Raw genomic sequence first — 17,638 nt, 5'->3', positions numbered from 1 at the left:
CTCTTGCCCACTTTGTCTTTGAAAGAAGGAGTCACAGCAATGCAAATGGTTGTCTTTCTCTATCCAGGCATGACAGCACTGGACCTGATCGGCCCTCACGAACTGCTGTCCCGCATTCCCGATACCACTGTCAAAGTGGTGGCTGAAACGGTCGGCCCGGTCAAAACCGACACCGGCATTGAGCTAGTGGCGGAGTACAGCATCGACCAGATCGACAGCGCCGACCTGCTGCTGATACCCGGTGGCTCAGAAACCCTAAAAGCCATGGAAAGCGAAGCCACTCTGGCATGGTTGCGTAAAATCGACGCCACCACCCAGCGCACCGCCAGCGTCTGCACTGGCTCCCTACTGCTGGCAGCGGCGGGACTGCTTCACAACCGCCAGGCCACCACCCACTGGGCCATGCGCGAAACTCTGGCGGAGCTGGGGGCGGAGGTCTCCACCGACCGCGTGGTAGAGAGTGGTAAATACATCACTGCAGCCGGAGTCTCGGCCGGCATCGATATGGGGCTGACGTTGCTGGCTCAATTGGCGGGCGAAGACTTTGCCCAGCTACTGCAGCTGGTGATCGAATACCAGCCAGAGCCGCCATTCAATGCGGGCTCACCGGAAACCGCTCCGGCTCACATCATGCAATTGGCGCTGCAGCGCCGCGCCGAGACGCAATAGAGACCAACAAAACTTCCGCGAGAGGGAACGGCCATGCTGAAAATGAAGTGTCAATGTGAAAAGTGCAACGCCGACACCGGCGAGCGGGAGCTGGCGTACATCTGCTCCTACGAATGCACCTTCTGTGCAGGGTGCGCCAGCTCGATGGATCATGTGTGCCCGAATTGCGCCGGGGAGCTGCTGGCTCGACCAAGACGGATGAAAAAGCCGCTGGAGGTGGCGGCAAAGCAGCTGAAGGGAATGTTGCTGGGGAAGTGAGCGGCTTTCAATTCATAGGTAGCTCCCGCGTAACCTTTCCCTGCTTCAATGAGAACATCGTACTCACCGACCGAATCCCAGGTACCTGTAAAAGAGTACCACTCAGAAAATGCTCATAAGATTGCATATCCTTTTCCACAATCTTCAGCAAATAATCAAACGAGCCACTCACCGAGTGGCACTCCAGAATCTCCGGCGATGACTGTACCACCTCGTTAAACGCCTCCAGGGTGTCAGCGTGGTGGTTATCCAGGGAGATTTCCGCAAAGGCAAATACCGTCAGGTCCAGCTTTTGGGGGTTAAGCAGAGCAATGTAGTTGCGGATGTAGCCCTCGTCCTCCAACCGTTTTACCCGCCGCCAGCAGGGCGCGGCGGAGAGACCCACCCGTTCGGCCAGATCGCGGTTGGAGAGGCGGCCGTCGCGTTGTAGTGCCTGTAAAATGGCACGATCGTATCGGTCCAAGGCCATTGGAAATCTCCTTTCAAAATTCGTCAGTTTAAGAAATTTCCTTTCTAAGATAGCCCGATATTCATGAAATACGCAAATTAATTTCCCTGTTGCAGGGATAAACTGCTCAAATGTTTTCCATATGAGCGGGATTTGGCAATCACATGCGTACAGATATTAAAAACCCTAATAAATACAAAGAGATAGGTGGTGGTTTACTGAGCGGCTACGCGAGCCGTGAAGGCGGTCGCGATACCGTCGTGGATTGGCCCCGGGTGGCGTACCTGCTGCTGTTGTCCCGTGCGATGGATACCATTGAGGAAAAGGAGTTGGTTCCGGCCAAGTTGGTGTTTAACCAGTTCTCCGCCCGTGGTCACGACCTGGCGCAGATTCTGTTGGGCTCTATGCTGACTCATCCCCACGACGCCGCCACCGGCTATTACCGCTCGCGCCCGTTTGTGTTGTCTCTGGGGCTGGATATCGAAGAGGCGGTCGCAGCGCCCATGGCCAAGTCCGGCAGTTACAGTGATGGCCGCGATATTGGCGTGGTGTGCAATTACCCCAACCCCGAGCGCAACGGCGCTATGTTGTTCCCTATGTGCGGCGGTGTAGGCGCCCAGTATTCACCCATTGCCGGTTGGGCCCAGTCGATTGCGTATCACCGCGATCAGCTTAACGACAGTCACTATCAGGGAGCTATTGGTCTCTCCATGGGCGGGGATTCGTCCATGTCCACCAGTGGTTTCTGGGCGTCTCTGAATATCTCCACCACCAACAAGCTGCCGCATCTGTTTTATATCGAAGATAACGGTTACGGCATCTCGGTACCTCAAGAGGTGCAGACCCCCGGTGGTGATCAGGTGGCCAATCTGGCCGCTTACAAAAACCTGAAGATTGTGGATGGCGACGGTACCGATCCCGAGCTGACCCCGCGTTTGATTGCCGAGGCCGTTGAGCATGTGCGCTCCGGCGAAGGCCCCTGTTTGCTGCGCCTTAGAGTGCCCCGTTTGTGTGGCCATACCTTCCAGGATACGCAGACCTATAAGTCCGAGGAGTTTATCGCTGAGGAGCAGGCCCGCGACCCGCTGCCCAAGCTGCGCAATTATCTGCTGGAACAGAGCATTCTGGATGTGAATGAGTGGCAGGAGCTGGAGGAGCAAGCGTTTGAAGAAGTGCGAACGGCGGTGGAGAAAGCCAAGCAGCGCCCCGAGCCCAATGTCGAGAATCTGACCCGTTTTGTTTTTGCCGAGGAGGGCAAAGCTCAGCTGCGCGGTGGCCTCGCCGCCGACGGTCATATCTTTCCGGCCTCCAGTACCGAGGCCAAGCCTGAGGGCTCGCGCCTGAATATGCAGACGGCGATTCGAAAGGTGCTGGATCACGAGCTGGAGACTAACCCCAAGGTATTGGTGTTTGGTGAGGACGTTGGGCCCAAGGGTGGCGTTCACGGTGCAACCCTGGGCCTGAACGAGAAATTTGGCGATAAGCGTGTGTTTGATACCAGCCTGTCGGAGGAGGGTATTATCGGCCGCTCCGTGGGTATGGCCCTGGCCGGCCTGATGCCTGTGCCCGAGATTCAGTTCCGCAAGTACGCCGAACCCGCTGCCGAACAGCTGTCGGATACCGGTATTATGCGCTGGCGTACCAATAATCAGTTTGCCGCGCCCATGGTGGTGCGTGTGCCCGGCGGTTTCGCCCGCCGTGGCGACCCTTGGCACTCCATGAGCGACGAAGTGGAGTGGGCCCACAAGGTGGGCTGGCAGGTGGCCATGCCCTCCAACGCCGAGGACGCGGCCGGTCTGCTGCGCTACGCGTTGCGTGACAACAACCCCACCATTTTCTTTGAGCATCGTAACCTGCTCGACAATATCTGGTCGCGCCGACCATACCCTGGCGATGAGTTTGTAATTCCCTTTGGCAAGGCCAACACCTTGATGGAAGGCGACAAGCTGACGGTGGTTTGTTGGGGCGCCATGGTTGAGCGTTGCGAAAAGGCCGCCAAGATCCTGGCCAAAAGCCATGATATGAGCATTGAGGTGATCGACCTGCGCACGTTGCAGCCCTGGGACGAAGACTGCGTGCTGGCCTCCGTTAAGAAAACCGGCCGCTGTCTGATTGTACATGAGGACAACATGACCGCCGGCTTCGGCGCTGAGATTGCTGCGGTGCTGTCGGACAAGGCCTTCTTTGATCTGGACGCGCCGGTACAGCGCCTGTGTAGCCCGGATATTCCCAGCCCCCACAATATTCATCTGCTGGAGGCGGCGGTACCGTCTATCGAGCGCATTGCTGCCACCATGCAAGACCTGATTGAGATTTAAGGGGCGACACCATCATGGAAGCATTGATTGACATCACACTGCCTGCAGACGAGCTGGAAGGCACCGCCGCCAAAATCTCTCAGTGGCTGATTGAAGACGGCGCTGAGGTCACCGAGGGTGAGCCGATTCTTGAGTTGGAGACCGATAAGGTCAACATGGAGGTATGTGCACCGGCGACCGGTCAGCTGGCTGTGATCAACAAACACGCGGGTGACGACGTGGAGCCTGAGACTGTGTTGGGCCAGCTGCGTGTGATTGAGGGTGGTACGGCGGGTGCCACAGATGTTGAAAGCGCAGCGATCGAACCAGCGACGGACGCCGCCTCAGAGACCGTTGAGATTGTTCTGCCCGCGGACCAATTGGAGGGTACGGCTGCAAAACTGGCCCAGTGGTTGGTGGACGTGGGTGAAACCGTTAACGAAGGTGACCCGCTGGTTGAGTTGGAAACCGATAAGGTCAATATGGAGGTATGTGCACCGGCCAGTGGCGTTTTACTCTCGGTTGCGAACGCGCCGGGCGATGAGGTTCAGCCCGATGCGGTGTTGGGCCTGATTGGCAGTGCGGGTGCCGCTCAACCGCAAGCTTCAGCTGCCGCTGCACCGGTGGCGTCTCATGCAGCTCAACAAACGGCGGCGACTCAGTCTGCCTCGCAGTCCGCTGTTCCATCAGCAGCAACTGACGCGCAAGCCGACGCCGACAGTGCTCGCCATCTGGTTGGCCCCGCCGTGCGTAAATTGCTGCGGGAAAACAATCTGGATATTAATCTGATCACCGGTTCCGGTCGTCGCGGACGTGTGACACGTGATGATGTGTTGGCGTACCTGAAAAATCCGCAGTCTCGTATTTTGGAAACAGTAGAGACTGTGAAAACCGCCGCGCCAGTGTCGCTGCCCGCCAGTGGCATGCCCAGCCGCGAGGTGCCTCATACGCCGATGCGTAAGGCCATCGCCAAGCATATGGTGGAGAGCCTGCTGCACACCTCGCCTCACGTGACCAGCGTGTTCGAAATGGATATGTCCAACATTATTGAACACCGCCGTTGGCACAAAAAAGAGTTTGCGGACGAAGGTGTCAAGTTGACCTTTACCGCGTACTTTTTGGCGGCCACCGTTAAGGCCATGCAAGTGGTGCCGCAAATGAATGCCCGCTACCACGATCACGCGTTGGAAATTTTTGACGACATCAATATCGGTGTCGGCACCGCCCTGGGCGACGATGGTTTGGTGGTGCCTGTAGTGCAAAGGGTACAGGAGAAAAGACTGTTCGATATCGCCCAGGCGCTGCATGCACAGACCGACAAGGCCCGCGCTGGCAAGCTGACCCCAGCGGATATGAAGAACGGTACCTTTACTATCTCTAACCACGGTGTGAGCGGCAGTTTGTTTGCCGCGCCGATTATTATCAATCAACCCCAGGTGGCGATTCTGGGAATTGGCAAGTTGGAAAAACGCGTGGTGGTAACCGAGGTGGACGGCAAGGACGAAATGCAAATCAAGCCCATGTGTTACGTCTCCCTGAGCATCGACCATCGTGCCGTCGACGCATTCCAGACCAATCAATTTTTAAGTGTGTTTGTGGAAACCATTGAAAACTGGGGCCAGTAAGGGCTCCCTGAGGAAGTTATCATGAGTCATTCTCTGCGTGTCCACACCTCGGCCAATGCCGTCATTCCCCGAGGCTTTACCGGTGGACTCTCGGCGTTGCCCGCTGACCCTTTGCTGGGTTTAAGTGCTTTGTTCCGCCAGGATACCAATCCCAACAAAGTCGATTTGGGCGTTGGTGTGTATAAAGACGAAGCCGGCCTGGCGCCGGTGATGGACTCGGTTAAGCAGGCCGAGCAGCTGCTGGTCAACACCGAAGATTCCAAGGCCTATATTGCGCCGCGGGGTGATGAAGTGTTTATCGATTCCATTGAAAAACTGTTGCTGGACGACCGGCACCCCGTGCTTGCCGACCAACGCATCGCCAGTATCCAAACACCGGGCGGCAGTTGTGCGTTGCGAATCGCGGCGGACTTTATCTTACGTTGCAACTCCAATGCCACCTTATGGCTGCCGGACCCCACCTGGGTTAACCACCAGCCACTGCTGGCCCGTACCGGCTTGCCTTTAAAAGAATATCCTTACTACGACTACACGGGTCACGAAGTTAATGTTGCCGCCATGCTGGAAACCCTGGCCAAGGTACCTGCCGGTGATGTGGTATTGCTACACGGCTGCTGTCACAACCCCAGCGGCGCAGACCTGACCCTGGAGCAATGGCAAGCCATTGCCGATCTCGCCAAGCAGCAGGGTTTTATCCCATTTGTGGATATTGCTTACCAGGGCTTTGGCGAAGGACTGGATCAGGATGCGGCCGGACTGCGGCTGTTGGCAGATCAACTGCCGGAGGTGATTATTACCGCGTCCTGCTCCAAGAACTTCGCGCTTTATCGTGAGAGGGCAGGTACTTTCTCTGTAATTGCGCCCAACGTAAAACTGGCGGAAATCTGCCAGAGCCAGGCGCTGGATATCGTGCGTGGTTACTACTTTGTGCCGCCGACTCATGGTGGCAATGTGGTTAAGATTATTCTCTCCACGCCTGAGCTTAGGGAAACCTGGGGCTTTGAGCTGGATCGTATTCGTGAGCGGATTGCTTCGGTGCGGACCATGTTTGATCTGGCGGTGACCGAGGCCGGGCTGCGGGATCGCTTTGGGCATATTGCCCACCAGCAGGGGATGTTCTCGTTTTTGGGGCTGAGTGAGTTGCAGGTGGAGAAGCTGCGCCAGGAGAAGAGTGTTTATATGGCGAGTAATAGCCGGATTAATTTGTCTGGAATTAACGCGGATAATCTTGGCTATTTGGTTGCGGCTTTAAAAACGGTGATTTAAGGAATGGCAGTCTGTTGAGTGCCATAACCGGAAGTTCATAATCCTGGTTCAGGGCACCATGGGCGTTCGATAATGTCTGCAACGACCGCACGACGTAGGGTGGATTAGAAGCGCTTTGCGCTTCGTAATCCACCGATCCGCCGAAGGTTTAAATTGGCGGCGGCCGTGTACAAATCACCTGTTACAGGCACATTCAAGGGTGTTAAAAACCGGGCCGAAGCCAACGAACATCTCCGGCAGAACCGGCAGAACCGGCAGAACCGGCAGAACCGGCGGATTACGGCGCAAGCGCCTAATCCGCCCTACGCATAAACAACGCCGTCAGAGTACCAATCCTGCGAATTTCTAAGACCGGTTATGGCACACACCTGCTATAGCTAAGTCCCTATAAAGTTGAAGAGTGCCATTCCATATAACATTGGCACACTGCGAATGTGGTCTGAGTCTCGGTTTTAGTTGATTGACGACTAAATTATTTCTAAAAGATAATGAATGTTAGGATGAAAATACAATATCCAGATATTTATCAATAGATAAAGCAAAGCATTCACACCCTCTCCCCGGTAATCTTTCTGAATTCAAACCGCGCAATCCAATCGCCGATTCATTGGGTCCAGAGGATATTCCGTTAATGACTGCCACCCCCCCGGAAAATAAAAAAATCTCCCTATCCGACCGCTTCACCGTAGAGAAAGGCCGTGTTCTGCTCTCCGGTATACAGGCCCTGGTGCGCCTGCCCATGGAGCAGATGCGCCGTGACCGCGCCCGGGACTTGAACACCGGTGTCTTTATTTCCGGCTACCGAGGTTCACCCCTGGGTGGTTACGATTTGCAGCTTACTCGCAATAAACCACTGCTCGACGACTACAACATCAAGTTTCAGCCTGGTGTTAACGAAGAGCTGGGTGCGACAGCGGTCTGGGGTTCCCAGCAGGTGAATCTGTTCGAGGGCGCGACAGTCGACGGGGTTTGTGGCATTTGGTACGGCAAAACACCGGGGGTGGATAGATCGACCGATGCGTTTCGCCATGGCAATGCCGCCGGTTCCTCCGAGAACGGCGGTGTGTTGGTGGTCGCCGGTGATGACCACGGCTGTAAGTCTTCTTCCTATCCCGGCCAAAGCGAGTTTGCGTTTGTGGATATGCATATGCCGGTGTTGAATCCGGCCAATGTGCAGGAGGTGTTGGATTACGGCCTTTACGGCATTGAGTTGTCGCGTTTTAGTGGCTGCTGGGTGGCAATGGTGACGCTTACCGAAAATATGGACAGCGCCGCGACAGTGGAGGTAGACCCGGAGCGGGTACAGATTGAACATCCCGACGATGTGGAGATGCCCGAGGGCGGTTTGAACATTCGTCTGGGAGATACACCTCTGGCTCAGGAGGAGCGTCTGTGGCGTTACAAACGGCCCGCCGCCTTGGCGTTCTGTCGTAAGAATAAACTCAACAAAGTCGTACTCGATAACCCCGATGCCAAGTTGGGTATCGTCACCGCCGGTAAAGCTCATCTGGACCTGATGCAGGCGATGGATGAGTTGGGCATCGATGAAACCAAGGCCAAAGCACTGGGCATTCGTATTCTGAAAGTCGGCATGACTTATCCGCTGGATGTGGCCGGCATTCGCGAATTTGCCCGGGGGTTGGATTACCTGTTTGTGGTGGAGGAAAAGCGCAGCTTGATGGAGGTACAGCTTAAAGAAGAGCTGTACAACGTCGAGGTGGTGGATCCTAATTTTCCGAAGATCATCGGCAAACTGGATTCGCAGGATAACCCGCTGTTACCTGCTTATGGTGAGCTCTCGCCGGCGATTGTTGCCGATGTGCTGTTGCGCGCCCTGCCCGGCGAATATCGCGATGAGGTGATTGAGGCCCGGTTGGAAACGCTTAAGACCAACCGCGAATTGGCCAACCAGTGCCAACTGCAAACTCAGCGTTCGCCGTTTTTCTGTTCCGGCTGCCCCCACAATACGTCGACTAAGTTGCCTGAAGGTTCTCGCGCATTGGCGGGTATTGGTTGTCACTACCTGGTGCAGACCATGGAGCGCGATACTCATACCTTTACCCAGATGGGCGGTGAGGGTGTCAGCTGGATTGGCCAGTCTCACTTTACCGAGACGCCCCACGTATTTGTGAACCTGGGCGATGGTACCTACTTCCATTCCGGTGTGTTGGCGATTCGTGCGTCCATCGCCGCGAAGGTGAACATCACCTACAAGATCCTCTACAACGAGGCCGTGGCTATGACTGGCGGTCAGCCCCACGATGGCGAACTGCGGCCGGATATGATCGCCGCCCAAGTATTGGCCGAAGGGGTCGAAAAGCTGGTCGTGGTGATGGACGATGTGAATAAATATCGCGGCAAGTTGCAGTTTCCCTCCAATGCCGAGATTCGTCAGCGCGATGAGCTGGATGAAGTGCAGCGGGAGCTGCGCGAGGTTAAGGGCGTGACCTGCATTCTCTACGATCAGACCTGCGCCACGGAATTGCGTCGCAAGCGCAAGCGCGGCGTGCTGCCGGACCCTAAACGTCGTGCTTTTATCAATGATCTGGTGTGTGAAGGCTGCGGCGATTGCTCCGTGCAGTCCAATTGTATTTCGGTGGAGCCAAAGGAAACCGAGTTCGGCACCAAGCGCCAAATCAATCAGACTACCTGTAACAAAGATATTTCCTGCGTGAAGGGTTTTTGTCCATCGTTTGTAACGGTGGAAGGCGGTGAGTTGCGCAAGCCCGAAAGCGTGGACGCGGACTTTATCGCTCTGGGGGAGTCGCTGCCGCAACCCAGCCTGCCGTCTCTGGAAACACCCTGGAGTGTTCTGGTTACCGGCATTGGCGGCACGGGCGTGGTAACGGTGGGCGCTCTGATGTCCATGGCCGCTTATATTGAAGGAAAAGCGGCGACCACACTGGATCAAACGGGTCTGGCACAAAAGGGCGGTAGTGTGTATTCCCATATTCGTTTGGCCAACCACAATGACCAATTGCACGCCGTACGCATCAGCGATGCCAGTGCGGATGCGTTGATTGCCTGCGATTTGGTTGCAGCCAGCGTTGAGGCCACCTGCGTGTCCAAATTGAATAAAGACAAAACCCTGGCGGTGATTAATTCTGATGTGATGCCGACATCGGCTTTCGTCTTGGGCAAAAATATTGGTGATGAAAGTCAGCAGATGATGGACCTGATCGATACCCGCAGTGCGCGACTGGGTCGTGTGGACGGTACTGGTCTGACCCAGCAGGCGCTTGGCTCAACAACAACCGCCAATATTTTTATGCTCGGTTACGCCTGGCAAATGGGTGCCGTTCCTTTGGCATTGGAGTCGCTGTATCAAGCTATCGAGTTGAATGGCGTTGCCATTCTCGACAATAAGCGCGCGTTCAATGCCGGACGATTGGCCTGTGCTGAGCCGGCAAAACTTCAGCAGATTCTGCGCTCGGACAACACCGAAGAAACCGACGTCGACATATCTCTCGATGCGATGGTGGCGCGTCGGGTGGAGTTTCTGGGTGACTATCAGGATCAGAATTACTCCAATCGCTATCGAAAACTGGTTCAGACCGTACATAACAAAGAGCAGCAAGTGGCACCGGGCTCCGAGACGTTGAGCCGTGCCGTGGCCCGCTTTGCCTTCAAGTTGATGGCCTATAAAGACGAGTACGAAGTGGCTCGATTATACAGCGATGGTCGTTTCCAGCAGCAGCTGAAGGAAGCCTTTACTGGCGACTATCAGCTGACGTATCACCTGTCGCCGCCATTGTTGGCAGCTAAGGACAAACAATCCGGCCGGCCGCGTAAATTGCGTTTTGGCCCCTGGATGGGGGCTGCTTTTAAGCTGCTCACCAAATTCAAGGGTCTGCGCGGCACCGCCTTTGATGTGTTCGGCTATCACCCTGAGCGCAAGCAGGAGCGGCGCCTGATTGAGAGCTACTTTGCCACTATCGAGAAACTCCTGACGGGGCTGAGAACTGACAATCTGGAATTTGCCACTCAGATCGCCAGCCTGCCCGATGGCATTCGTGGCTACGGCCCCGTTAAGCAGGCAAGCCTGCGGGAAGTCTGCGGCAGGTGGCAGGTAATGGTACGGCGTTTTGAACAGGGCGAAACCGGCCACCGCGAAGGTGTTGGCGTGCAGCAGGTCGATTTTTCCCTCGATCAATTGCCCGGTTAGTGATCTGTACCAATTATTACTCATTATTTAGCAAGGGTGATCAGTTTATGCCGTTCTGCCGCCGCAGTTGGCAACCAATCACCCCCCAACCTTGGCTAGCATAGTGTTTTCGCCAGCCCTTGATTTGAGAGTGTTTAACCATGGCCGTTTTTTCTCATCCGGAATTTGATCAACACGAGCACGTTGCTTACTACCACGATCGTAAGAGTGGCCTTAAAGCGATTATTGCCATCCACAATACCAACCTGGGTCCGGCCCTGGGCGGTTGCCGTATGTGGAACTACCAAAATGACGACGAGGCGCTGAATGATGTGCTGCGACTGTCTCGCGGTATGACCTACAAGTCGGCCATTTCCAACCTTAAACTGGGTGGCGGCAAGTCTGTGATTATCGGCGATCCCCGCGTCCACAAGACGGATGAACTGCTGTGGGCCATGGGCGATTTTATCGAAAGCCTGGGCGGTCGCTATATTACCGCGGAAGATTCTGGCACCAAGGTGGCGGACATCGCCAAAATCGGCGAGCGTACCGCACATATCAGTGGTGTGGTGGAAGATCTGGAAACCGGTGGTGACCCTTCTCCCACCACCGCGTACGGTGTGTTTGTCGGTTTAAAGGCAGCGGCCCAGTATCGTCTGGGTTGCGACTCGCTGGACGGTGTCAAAGTGGCTATTCAGGGTGTGGGTAATGTCGGCTTCCGCCTGGCCAAACATCTGCACGATGCCGGTGCCCAACTGTTTGTGACGGATATCTTTGGGCAAAACGTTGAGCGCGCCGTAAGTGAGCTGGGGGCCACTGCCGTTGCGGGTGATGAAATCTACGGTCTGGATGTGGATGTATTTGCACCTTGCGCCCTGGGCGCTATTGTTAATGACGAGAGTATTGCTCAGATCAAAGCCGCTGTAATTGCCGGGGCTGCCAACAATCAGCTGGCGAAGGCGCAACATGGTGAAATCCTGCGTCAGCGTGAAATTCTTTATGCACCGGATTACGTGATTAACGCCGGCGGCATTATCGATGCCTACTATCAGCGCACTGGCGGTTGTCGTGATGCTCTCAAAACCCACGTGGAAGGCATAGGCGATACTCTGGTGGAAATCTTTGATCGCGCCGGTAAAGAAGGGCGTTCCACCAGTGAAATTGCGGACGTGATTGCCGAGGAACGTTTTAGCATCGGATAGAGGATCAAACTTTCTTTCGATGCTTGAGCAAGACAGTCGCCCTCAAGCGGGCTGCTACGGAATTGTTGATACATAAAAAGGGGCAAAAGTTATGGGTGACTTACAAACATTAGTGGATAACTTCCAGCTACCCGACACTATCGGTTTTGGTCGTTTAATGGCACCGGTAATGTTCAGGGCGGAATACTGCGATGGTATCTGGAGCGCTGGCCAACTGGTGCCCTATGGCCCCATCAGTCTCGATCCCGCCGCCAAAGTTCTGCACTATGCTCAGGAAGTGTTCGAGGGTATGAAAGCTTATTGGGTGGATAGCGAGACACCGCAACTGTTTCGCCCTGTGGAAAACTGCAAACGATTTAACAATTCCGCTGAGTTTATGTGCATGCCCCAGGTGCCGGAAGAATTGTTTATGTCGGGTGTGACTCAACTGACGGATATCTGCCGCAACCTGATTCCTCGTAACAGCGGCGCGTCTATGTATTTGCGCCCCTTTATGTTTGGTACCCAGGCGGACTTGACTATAACCGCTTCCAGTAGCTACGAGTTTTATGTGATAGCCAGTCCCGCCGAGATTTATCATGCTGGTGAAATGCGAGTGATCGTAGAGCGACATCGGTCTCGCACCGCAGCCGGCGGAATGGGGGTGGCGAAAACCGGCGGTAACTACGCCGCTTCCATGCAGTCTTCGAAGGAGTGCATGCAACAGGGGTACAACCAGGTGTTGTGGCTGAACTCCGCGGTTGCAGGCCAAATCGATGAACTGTCGGGAATGAACCTGTTTGTGGTGATGGACGACGAACTGCACACACCTGAGTTAAATGGTTCAATTCTGCCGGGCATTACCCGCAGCGCGATTCTCGAGCTGGCGAAAGATCTGGGTTACAAGGTGCGTGAACGCAATATTCAGATCGACAGTCTGTTGGCGCTGATCGAATCCGGTACTTGTACTGAAGCATTTGCCTGCGGTACGGCGGCGGTGATCAGCCCCATCAGCATCATTGCCGATCAAGGTAAGGAGTATCCCCTACCGAAAGTGCCCGGACCCGTGGGTCAGGCTTTGTATGAGTCTCTGTTAGCGATTCAGGAAGGCCGAGTGGAAGACAAATACGGCTGGATTCAGGCGGTGGAGCGTCAGGTTCAGGTCTGATAAAAAATATTGTTCCCGGGAGCCAAAAACGCTATCAAACTTAACATAAATTGAGTTGTTGCGATTCTAAGGTATATGATTTAATTCCATTTCGCTGTTTGATTGCCGTCGGGGATTGTGCGCAAACTTTGCCCCGCTGGTGGTTGTGGCTAAAGCAGTGATTGATCTCGTATTCATTCAGAGGTCACTTGTTTCGAATGTTCTTGTAGACGCGACTTGCTTCCAGCATCCTGTTGGTCAGGCAGTCATCTCGTCTTCTCTCCCATCCCGTTCACGGATGCTTCCCGGCTCGCCAACAGGCGGGCCGAATTTTTTTGAGGCTTTCAGTAATAACGCCGTTCTACAGGTAGTCATCCCGTTGATCAAATTCCACGGCTTTCGCCTGTTTCAATTTGGACTGAATGTTGGCGAGGTAGTTATCTATATAGTGGTCGGACAAACTCTGGTGACCCAGATCTTTCCAGAAGGAGCCTTCGGATTTATGGATCGCCCTGTGCTGGGGCAAGGCAATAAAGTAGGGGCCTTTTAACAGGATCACTTCTTCGCCCAGATGGGCGTACACCCCATGGAGGGAATCGAGCAGTGTGGCTGTGGGTAATTCCGGGACCACATCTTCGCGATCCACCACTCTCAAGAGGGGCAACTTGGAGAACTTTTTCACACCTGCAGCGTTGGTGACCTTGGGTTGTCCGAAATTAATCGACGGACCCAGCTCGAATCCTTCCTGGTCAAGGTACATCATTAATAGTGTACTGATCGCGGCGCCCAGCGAGTGTCCGGTCAGGCGTATCTGGTACTCTTGTTCCAAGTGTGGCCGCAACAGTTCGAGTATTTGAACCGTGTCTTCTTCAAAGCCCCGATGCACATAAATACCCAGTGTCTCGCTCAGTTTGGGTATGTACTCACTATCATCCTTTACATTGGAAAGATTGTCCGTGCCGCGAATGCTTACTAGCTGCTGTCTGCGCTCGGGAAGCGTCTCTACAAAGAATTGGACTTTGATGTCGTAAACGTTTTCAACCAGTACATCCTTCCCGTAACGGGATCGAATATCGGACTCGGAGCTGTAGGCGGCTTTGGCGCGCTCTGCGTACCAGAGAATTTCCTTAAAATCGATGGCCGAGTCAGCATGCAGGGATTGAGAGGTCATGATCAAGAGGGGCAACAGCCATAAAAGACGAAGCACCGTATCCTTCCTTAGTATTTTTTCCGGGTGTGAGGTTAAACGTTCTTGTTGAAAATCGCTGTCGTCACAAACATCTAGTCACAATGATTCCATATTTGCTCAGTGGACTTTACCGCAACGGGCGTTTATTCTCACAGCTGTTTGGAGAAAGTTACAACTGATTTCGGCACAAAAACAATACACCGACACCATAAAGACGCCATAAAATAGTGAAATTTCAACCTGGTCTTTCGATTTTTCGGGTTAGTTGGTTCTTTGGATTACTGTCCATACTGCTGGCGTTGCCGGCATTCGCTAAGGAGCCATGGAATGTCTCCGGTCACGAGAACGGAGAATTCCTCTCGACCCAAATGCAGCTCTGGCAGGACGATACCGGCAAACGGGGTGTGAATGACGCCTATCGCGCTTTTGTCAGGGGTGAGTTCAGTGACATGCCAAAGTCTGATTCCACCGGACTGAAAGCCGGAGCGCTGTGGGGGCACGTTCGTTTACGCAATACCAGCGATGAAGCGCGACTTTTGCACATGGAATATGTCGATCATCAGCTGATCTATCTGGATGTCTATCAGCGCCCCTGGCAGCTTGAAGACAGAAGCCTCGCGGTGCCCTTTTCCGCTCTTGCCAATATATCCATGCTGGCCCCCTTTGAGGAGCGGCCGGTGGCTCACCACCGCTTTGTGGTGCCGGTAACCCTGGCGCCCGGAGAAGAGCTGGAGCTGCTGATCCGCTATGGATCGGCGGATAAAGGCTTTTTCTTTCCCAAGCTCAGACTCTGGTCCCCCGAGAACCTGCGTCAGGTACAGGTGTCTGAAGTCGGGCTGATGATGTTTATCGGCGGCGGTTTGCTGTTGATGGTGCTGGTCGCCCTGACGGTTGGGGTGGCGACTGGGCAGCGGCTGTTCTTCGCCTACAGTATTTACGCCATCGCCAAAATTGGCATGTGGTGGACCATGGTGGGGTTGACCCATCAATTCTTGATCACCAAAGACTTTCACTGGAGCTATATGTCCATCAATGGCGCTCTGGTAATAGCCTCGGGTATTTGGTTCTCCCGAATCTTCTTGCAGAGCCGGCGCTACACCCCCAAGTTGGACTACGGGCTGCTGCTGATGATGTGGCTCGCCTTTGCCCTGGTGATGGCGGCGATGGTTCATTGGGAAGGCCTGGCGGTGATTCTGATCACCATACTGTTGCTGATGTATCCGCTGATCTGCCTCGGTGGTATCCTGCGTTGGCGCCAGGGCGCCAATGAAGCCGGTGTGTTTGCCATTGCCTGGGGGTTCCTCGCTGCCGGGTTACTGGCGCAGGCCCTGCGGGACCTCGGTTTTGTAGACCATAATCTGATCAATTACTACTGGCCGGTAGTGGGTTCGTTTACTGAGATGATGGTCATTATGATTGCTATGGGCATGAATCTGGCCAATCTGCGCCGGCAGAAGGACGACGCCGAGTATCGCTACCTGGTGCAGTTGGAGAATCGTAAGTCTGAACTGGAGTCGCTGGTCAAGGAGCGCACACGTGAGCTGGAGAAGGCCAAGTCCGCCGCCGAGGTGGAAGCCCGCACCGATCCACTGACCGGGGCCAACAATCGTCGCAGCTTTTATCGTTTGGGGGCCAGCCTGTTACGCCGCAGTATTCACCGTGATGCTCCCTTCAGTCTACTGATGTTTGATCTGGACCACTTTAAGGCCATCAACGATACCTATGGCCATGGCGCAGGGGATCAGGCCCTGAAGCTGTTTGCCAGTACCCTGAAAGAAGAAATCCGGGAGACCGACATTTTTGGTCGCATCGGAGGTGAGGAGTTCGCACTGTTGGTGGCGGGTAGTGACGATTCGGTGGTTCAGACCGCTGAACGCCTGCGTAAAAAGGTAGAGCAACTGCGATTGGTGGTCGACGACCAGGAGATTACCTTTACCTCCAGCGTGGGTGTTGCCCACTACGGCGGCGAGACCACTATTGATGACCTGATCTGCCGCGCGGATGCTGCGTTGTATCAGGCCAAGCAGAGTGGCCGTAACCGGGTTGTGGTTGCCGCAGACGCCGAAGGCAAATCCCTGTCATCCGTTCCAGGGTAGAAGCGATCGGTCGCCCTCGAGCTGCTACAGAGAATAGTGTTAAATTGATTTAGTTAGAGCCCCCACATTCGCTGTTGACACTCTGCCCGTTGAGAGGCTGAAACAGCGAATCAAAGCAGCGCGGCAACGGCCAGCGCGACTTACTGATAATCATCCCCTGGTCCTGGGTACAAGCCTCCTGGGCTCCAGGCACGCACCAATTGTCCGGCTCGTACCGCTCCACATCATTTTTCTCATGCCGAAACTCAGAGACGGCGTTATAAACCACTCGCCGAGCCCGGCTCAGACTGCCTTCTGGCAGCCATTCGCCAACTCCGTGCCACGGGTTCATGGAGAGATTTTCGCAAAACTGTCGTTGGGGCTCACCACCGAGCTTCTGGGGCGGAATACGCACCCGGGCGATGGGGATAAATGGTGATTTCTCTTCCGACCAGATTACCGTGGCATCATCCATGGGCATATAAGCGCCGGGTGCTTTGGGTTGCACCATAAACTCAAAGCAGGCGGCTCCGTCTGCCAGGGTGTCTTCGATCTGTCTGGTCAGAAAATCCGGATCATTCTTATCAGTAGCCTTTGGATAGTGACTGCCGGGGCAGGGTTTGGTGGAGAACTTTAACCGGGTATTGCCCAGTTGGTAGGGCAGCATGGAGTAGTACTGAGGTGCGAGCGGTGTGTCGATTCTGGAGGAGACCGTCTGAACCGCCCTGTAAAACTGCTTGGGGTGCAGGCGGGGAGGAAAGAGACTGATAAACCACTTGGTGCGCTCAAACTTGGCCAGGAATCTGGCATCGTCGGCGTAATCGTAAATATTACGATTAAAGAACGCCGGGGTGTTGGTCATGATAAAGTCTTGGGTTCCACCCTTGCCCAGTTCCGGGGCAATGGGTTCACCCTCAACCCCCATCAGCTTGATGGCCATACCCCGGGCGTCGGGTTTGCTATCGGGTTGCACCAGCATATCGCCATTGGAGAAACGCACCCAGGCCCGGTACTCCTTGCCGGGTTCCGAGAAGACGCTATGTTGGAAACGCTCTGGAATATCCCCGTTGATGCTAAAGGTTGCCCGCACACAGGCGGTGGCTTTGGCGTGTGCATCCCGGCGGTAGGGCAGGCCGTTGTATTGCTCGGCCCGGCGGGAGATTTCGCGAGAGGAATTCACGGCGGATTCAATTGCAGCCTGCTCCGCGGATGAGATGTCCATACCGAGAGCCTGGATACTTTTTTCGATAGGAGAAGCGCCGGCAGTGCCGATGCTCATCGCAACAGTGAGAGTCAGTGAGCTGGCCAGGATTGATTTTGACAATCGTGTCTTCATGGT

At 54.8% G+C, this 17,638-nt stretch carries 12 protein-coding genes; 9 read left to right on the top strand and 3 right to left on the bottom strand.

From position 1 onward, the window contains the following. Nucleotides 1-39 precede the first annotated feature (39 nt). Nucleotides 40-669 carry a DJ-1/PfpI family protein gene (locus HBA55_RS28695; RefSeq protein ID WP_166998591.1) on the top strand — a complete coding sequence of 210 codons (630 nt, stop codon included), beginning with the start codon at nt 40-42 and terminating at the stop codon, nt 667-669. Between the two features lie 33 nt (nt 670-702). After that, entirely contained in the window at nt 703-927 is a 225-nt protein-coding gene (locus HBA55_RS28690; RefSeq protein ID WP_166998589.1) for a DUF1272 domain-containing protein, read from the top strand. Between the two features lie 7 nt (nt 928-934). Here the strand turns inward: HBA55_RS28690 and HBA55_RS28685 are convergent, their stop codons facing one another. Continuing rightward, nucleotides 935-1,396, bottom strand: coding sequence for an Lrp/AsnC family transcriptional regulator (locus HBA55_RS28685; protein WP_166998587.1), 462 nt, complete (start codon nt 1,394-1,396; stop codon nt 935-937). Between the two features lie 143 nt (nt 1,397-1,539). Between HBA55_RS28685 and HBA55_RS28680 the strand changes: the two genes are divergently transcribed. The 6 genes from HBA55_RS28680 to HBA55_RS28655 all read left to right on the top strand — a co-directional run bounded on the left by HBA55_RS28680 (nt 1,540) and on the right by HBA55_RS28655 (nt 13,056). Next, nucleotides 1,540-3,693 (top strand): alpha-ketoacid dehydrogenase subunit alpha/beta, encoded by a 2,154-nt coding sequence (locus HBA55_RS28680; protein WP_166998585.1) that lies wholly within the window; start codon nt 1,540-1,542, stop codon nt 3,691-3,693. A gap of 14 nt (nt 3,694-3,707) precedes the next feature. After that, a complete protein-coding gene (locus HBA55_RS28675) occupies nt 3,708-5,297 on the top strand; it encodes a 2-oxo acid dehydrogenase subunit E2 (RefSeq protein ID WP_206020017.1) in 1,590 nt (529 codons plus the stop codon). 21 nt (nt 5,298-5,318) lie between these two features. Continuing rightward, nucleotides 5,319-6,563 carry an amino acid aminotransferase gene (locus tag HBA55_RS28670; protein WP_166998583.1) on the top strand — a complete coding sequence of 415 codons (1,245 nt, stop codon included), beginning with the start codon at nt 5,319-5,321 and terminating at the stop codon, nt 6,561-6,563. Between the two features lie 631 nt (nt 6,564-7,194). Next, nucleotides 7,195-10,728, top strand: a complete 3,534-nt coding sequence (locus HBA55_RS28665) for an indolepyruvate ferredoxin oxidoreductase family protein (RefSeq protein WP_166998581.1) — start codon at nt 7,195-7,197, stop codon at nt 10,726-10,728. Between the two features lie 140 nt (nt 10,729-10,868). Then, nucleotides 10,869-11,909: a Leu/Phe/Val dehydrogenase gene (locus HBA55_RS28660; protein ID WP_166998579.1), complete on the top strand. Its 1,041-nt coding sequence runs from the start codon at nt 10,869-10,871 to the stop codon at nt 11,907-11,909. A 91-nt stretch (nt 11,910-12,000) separates the two neighbouring features. Continuing rightward, on the top strand, nt 12,001-13,056 hold the full coding sequence (locus HBA55_RS28655) for a branched-chain amino acid aminotransferase (RefSeq protein WP_166998577.1): 1,056 nt from the start codon (nt 12,001-12,003) through the stop codon (nt 13,054-13,056). A gap of 340 nt (nt 13,057-13,396) precedes the next feature. On the opposite strand, the gene HBA55_RS28650 is transcribed toward HBA55_RS28655, so the two are convergent. Further along, the gene (locus tag HBA55_RS28650; RefSeq protein WP_338109480.1) at nt 13,397-14,242 is read right to left on the bottom strand and encodes a lipase family protein; all 846 of its coding nucleotides are present in this window, start codon (nt 14,240-14,242) and stop codon (nt 13,397-13,399) included. A gap of 209 nt (nt 14,243-14,451) precedes the next feature. On the opposite strand from HBA55_RS28650, the gene HBA55_RS28645 reads away from it, so the two are divergent. Continuing rightward, on the top strand, nt 14,452-16,320 hold the full coding sequence (locus HBA55_RS28645) for a diguanylate cyclase (RefSeq protein WP_166998575.1): 1,869 nt from the start codon (nt 14,452-14,454) through the stop codon (nt 16,318-16,320). 49 nt (nt 16,321-16,369) lie between these two features. On the opposite strand, the gene HBA55_RS28640 is transcribed toward HBA55_RS28645, so the two are convergent. Next, nucleotides 16,370-17,635, bottom strand: a complete 1,266-nt coding sequence (locus tag HBA55_RS28640; protein WP_166998573.1) for a catalase family protein — start codon at nt 17,633-17,635, stop codon at nt 16,370-16,372. Nucleotides 17,636-17,638: the final 3 nt, after the last annotated feature.

Origin of the sequence: Pseudomaricurvus alkylphenolicus, assembly GCF_011683955.1 — a bacterium.
Lineage (GTDB): Bacteria > Pseudomonadota > Gammaproteobacteria > Pseudomonadales > Cellvibrionaceae > Pseudomaricurvus > Pseudomaricurvus alkylphenolicus.
Note: the sequence above shows the minus strand (reverse complement) of the source record. Positions and strands in the feature narration are given on the sequence as shown.

Bases quoted from the DNA above. Each gene is read 5' to 3' on its own strand.
- HBA55_RS28665 (WP_166998581.1), top strand. From the start codon at position 7,195: ATGACTGCCACCCCCCCGGAAAATAAAAAAATCTCCCTATCCGACCGC.
- HBA55_RS28695 (WP_166998591.1), top strand. From the start codon at position 40: ATGCAAATGGTTGTCTTTCTCTATCCAGGCATGACAGCACTGGACCTG.
- HBA55_RS28680 (WP_166998585.1), top strand. From the start codon at position 1,540: ATGCGTACAGATATTAAAAACCCTAATAAATACAAAGAGATAGGTGGT.
- HBA55_RS28685 (WP_166998587.1), bottom strand. From the start codon at position 1,396: ATGGCCTTGGACCGATACGATCGTGCCATTTTACAGGCACTACAACGC.
- HBA55_RS28655 (WP_166998577.1), top strand. From the start codon at position 12,001: ATGGGTGACTTACAAACATTAGTGGATAACTTCCAGCTACCCGACACT.
- HBA55_RS28670 (WP_166998583.1), top strand. From the start codon at position 5,319: ATGAGTCATTCTCTGCGTGTCCACACCTCGGCCAATGCCGTCATTCCC.
- HBA55_RS28660 (WP_166998579.1), top strand. From the start codon at position 10,869: ATGGCCGTTTTTTCTCATCCGGAATTTGATCAACACGAGCACGTTGCT.
- HBA55_RS28690 (WP_166998589.1), top strand. From the start codon at position 703: ATGCTGAAAATGAAGTGTCAATGTGAAAAGTGCAACGCCGACACCGGC.
- HBA55_RS28640 (WP_166998573.1), bottom strand. From the start codon at position 17,635: ATGAAGACACGATTGTCAAAATCAATCCTGGCCAGCTCACTGACTCTC.
- HBA55_RS28675 (WP_206020017.1), top strand. From the start codon at position 3,708: ATGGAAGCATTGATTGACATCACACTGCCTGCAGACGAGCTGGAAGGC.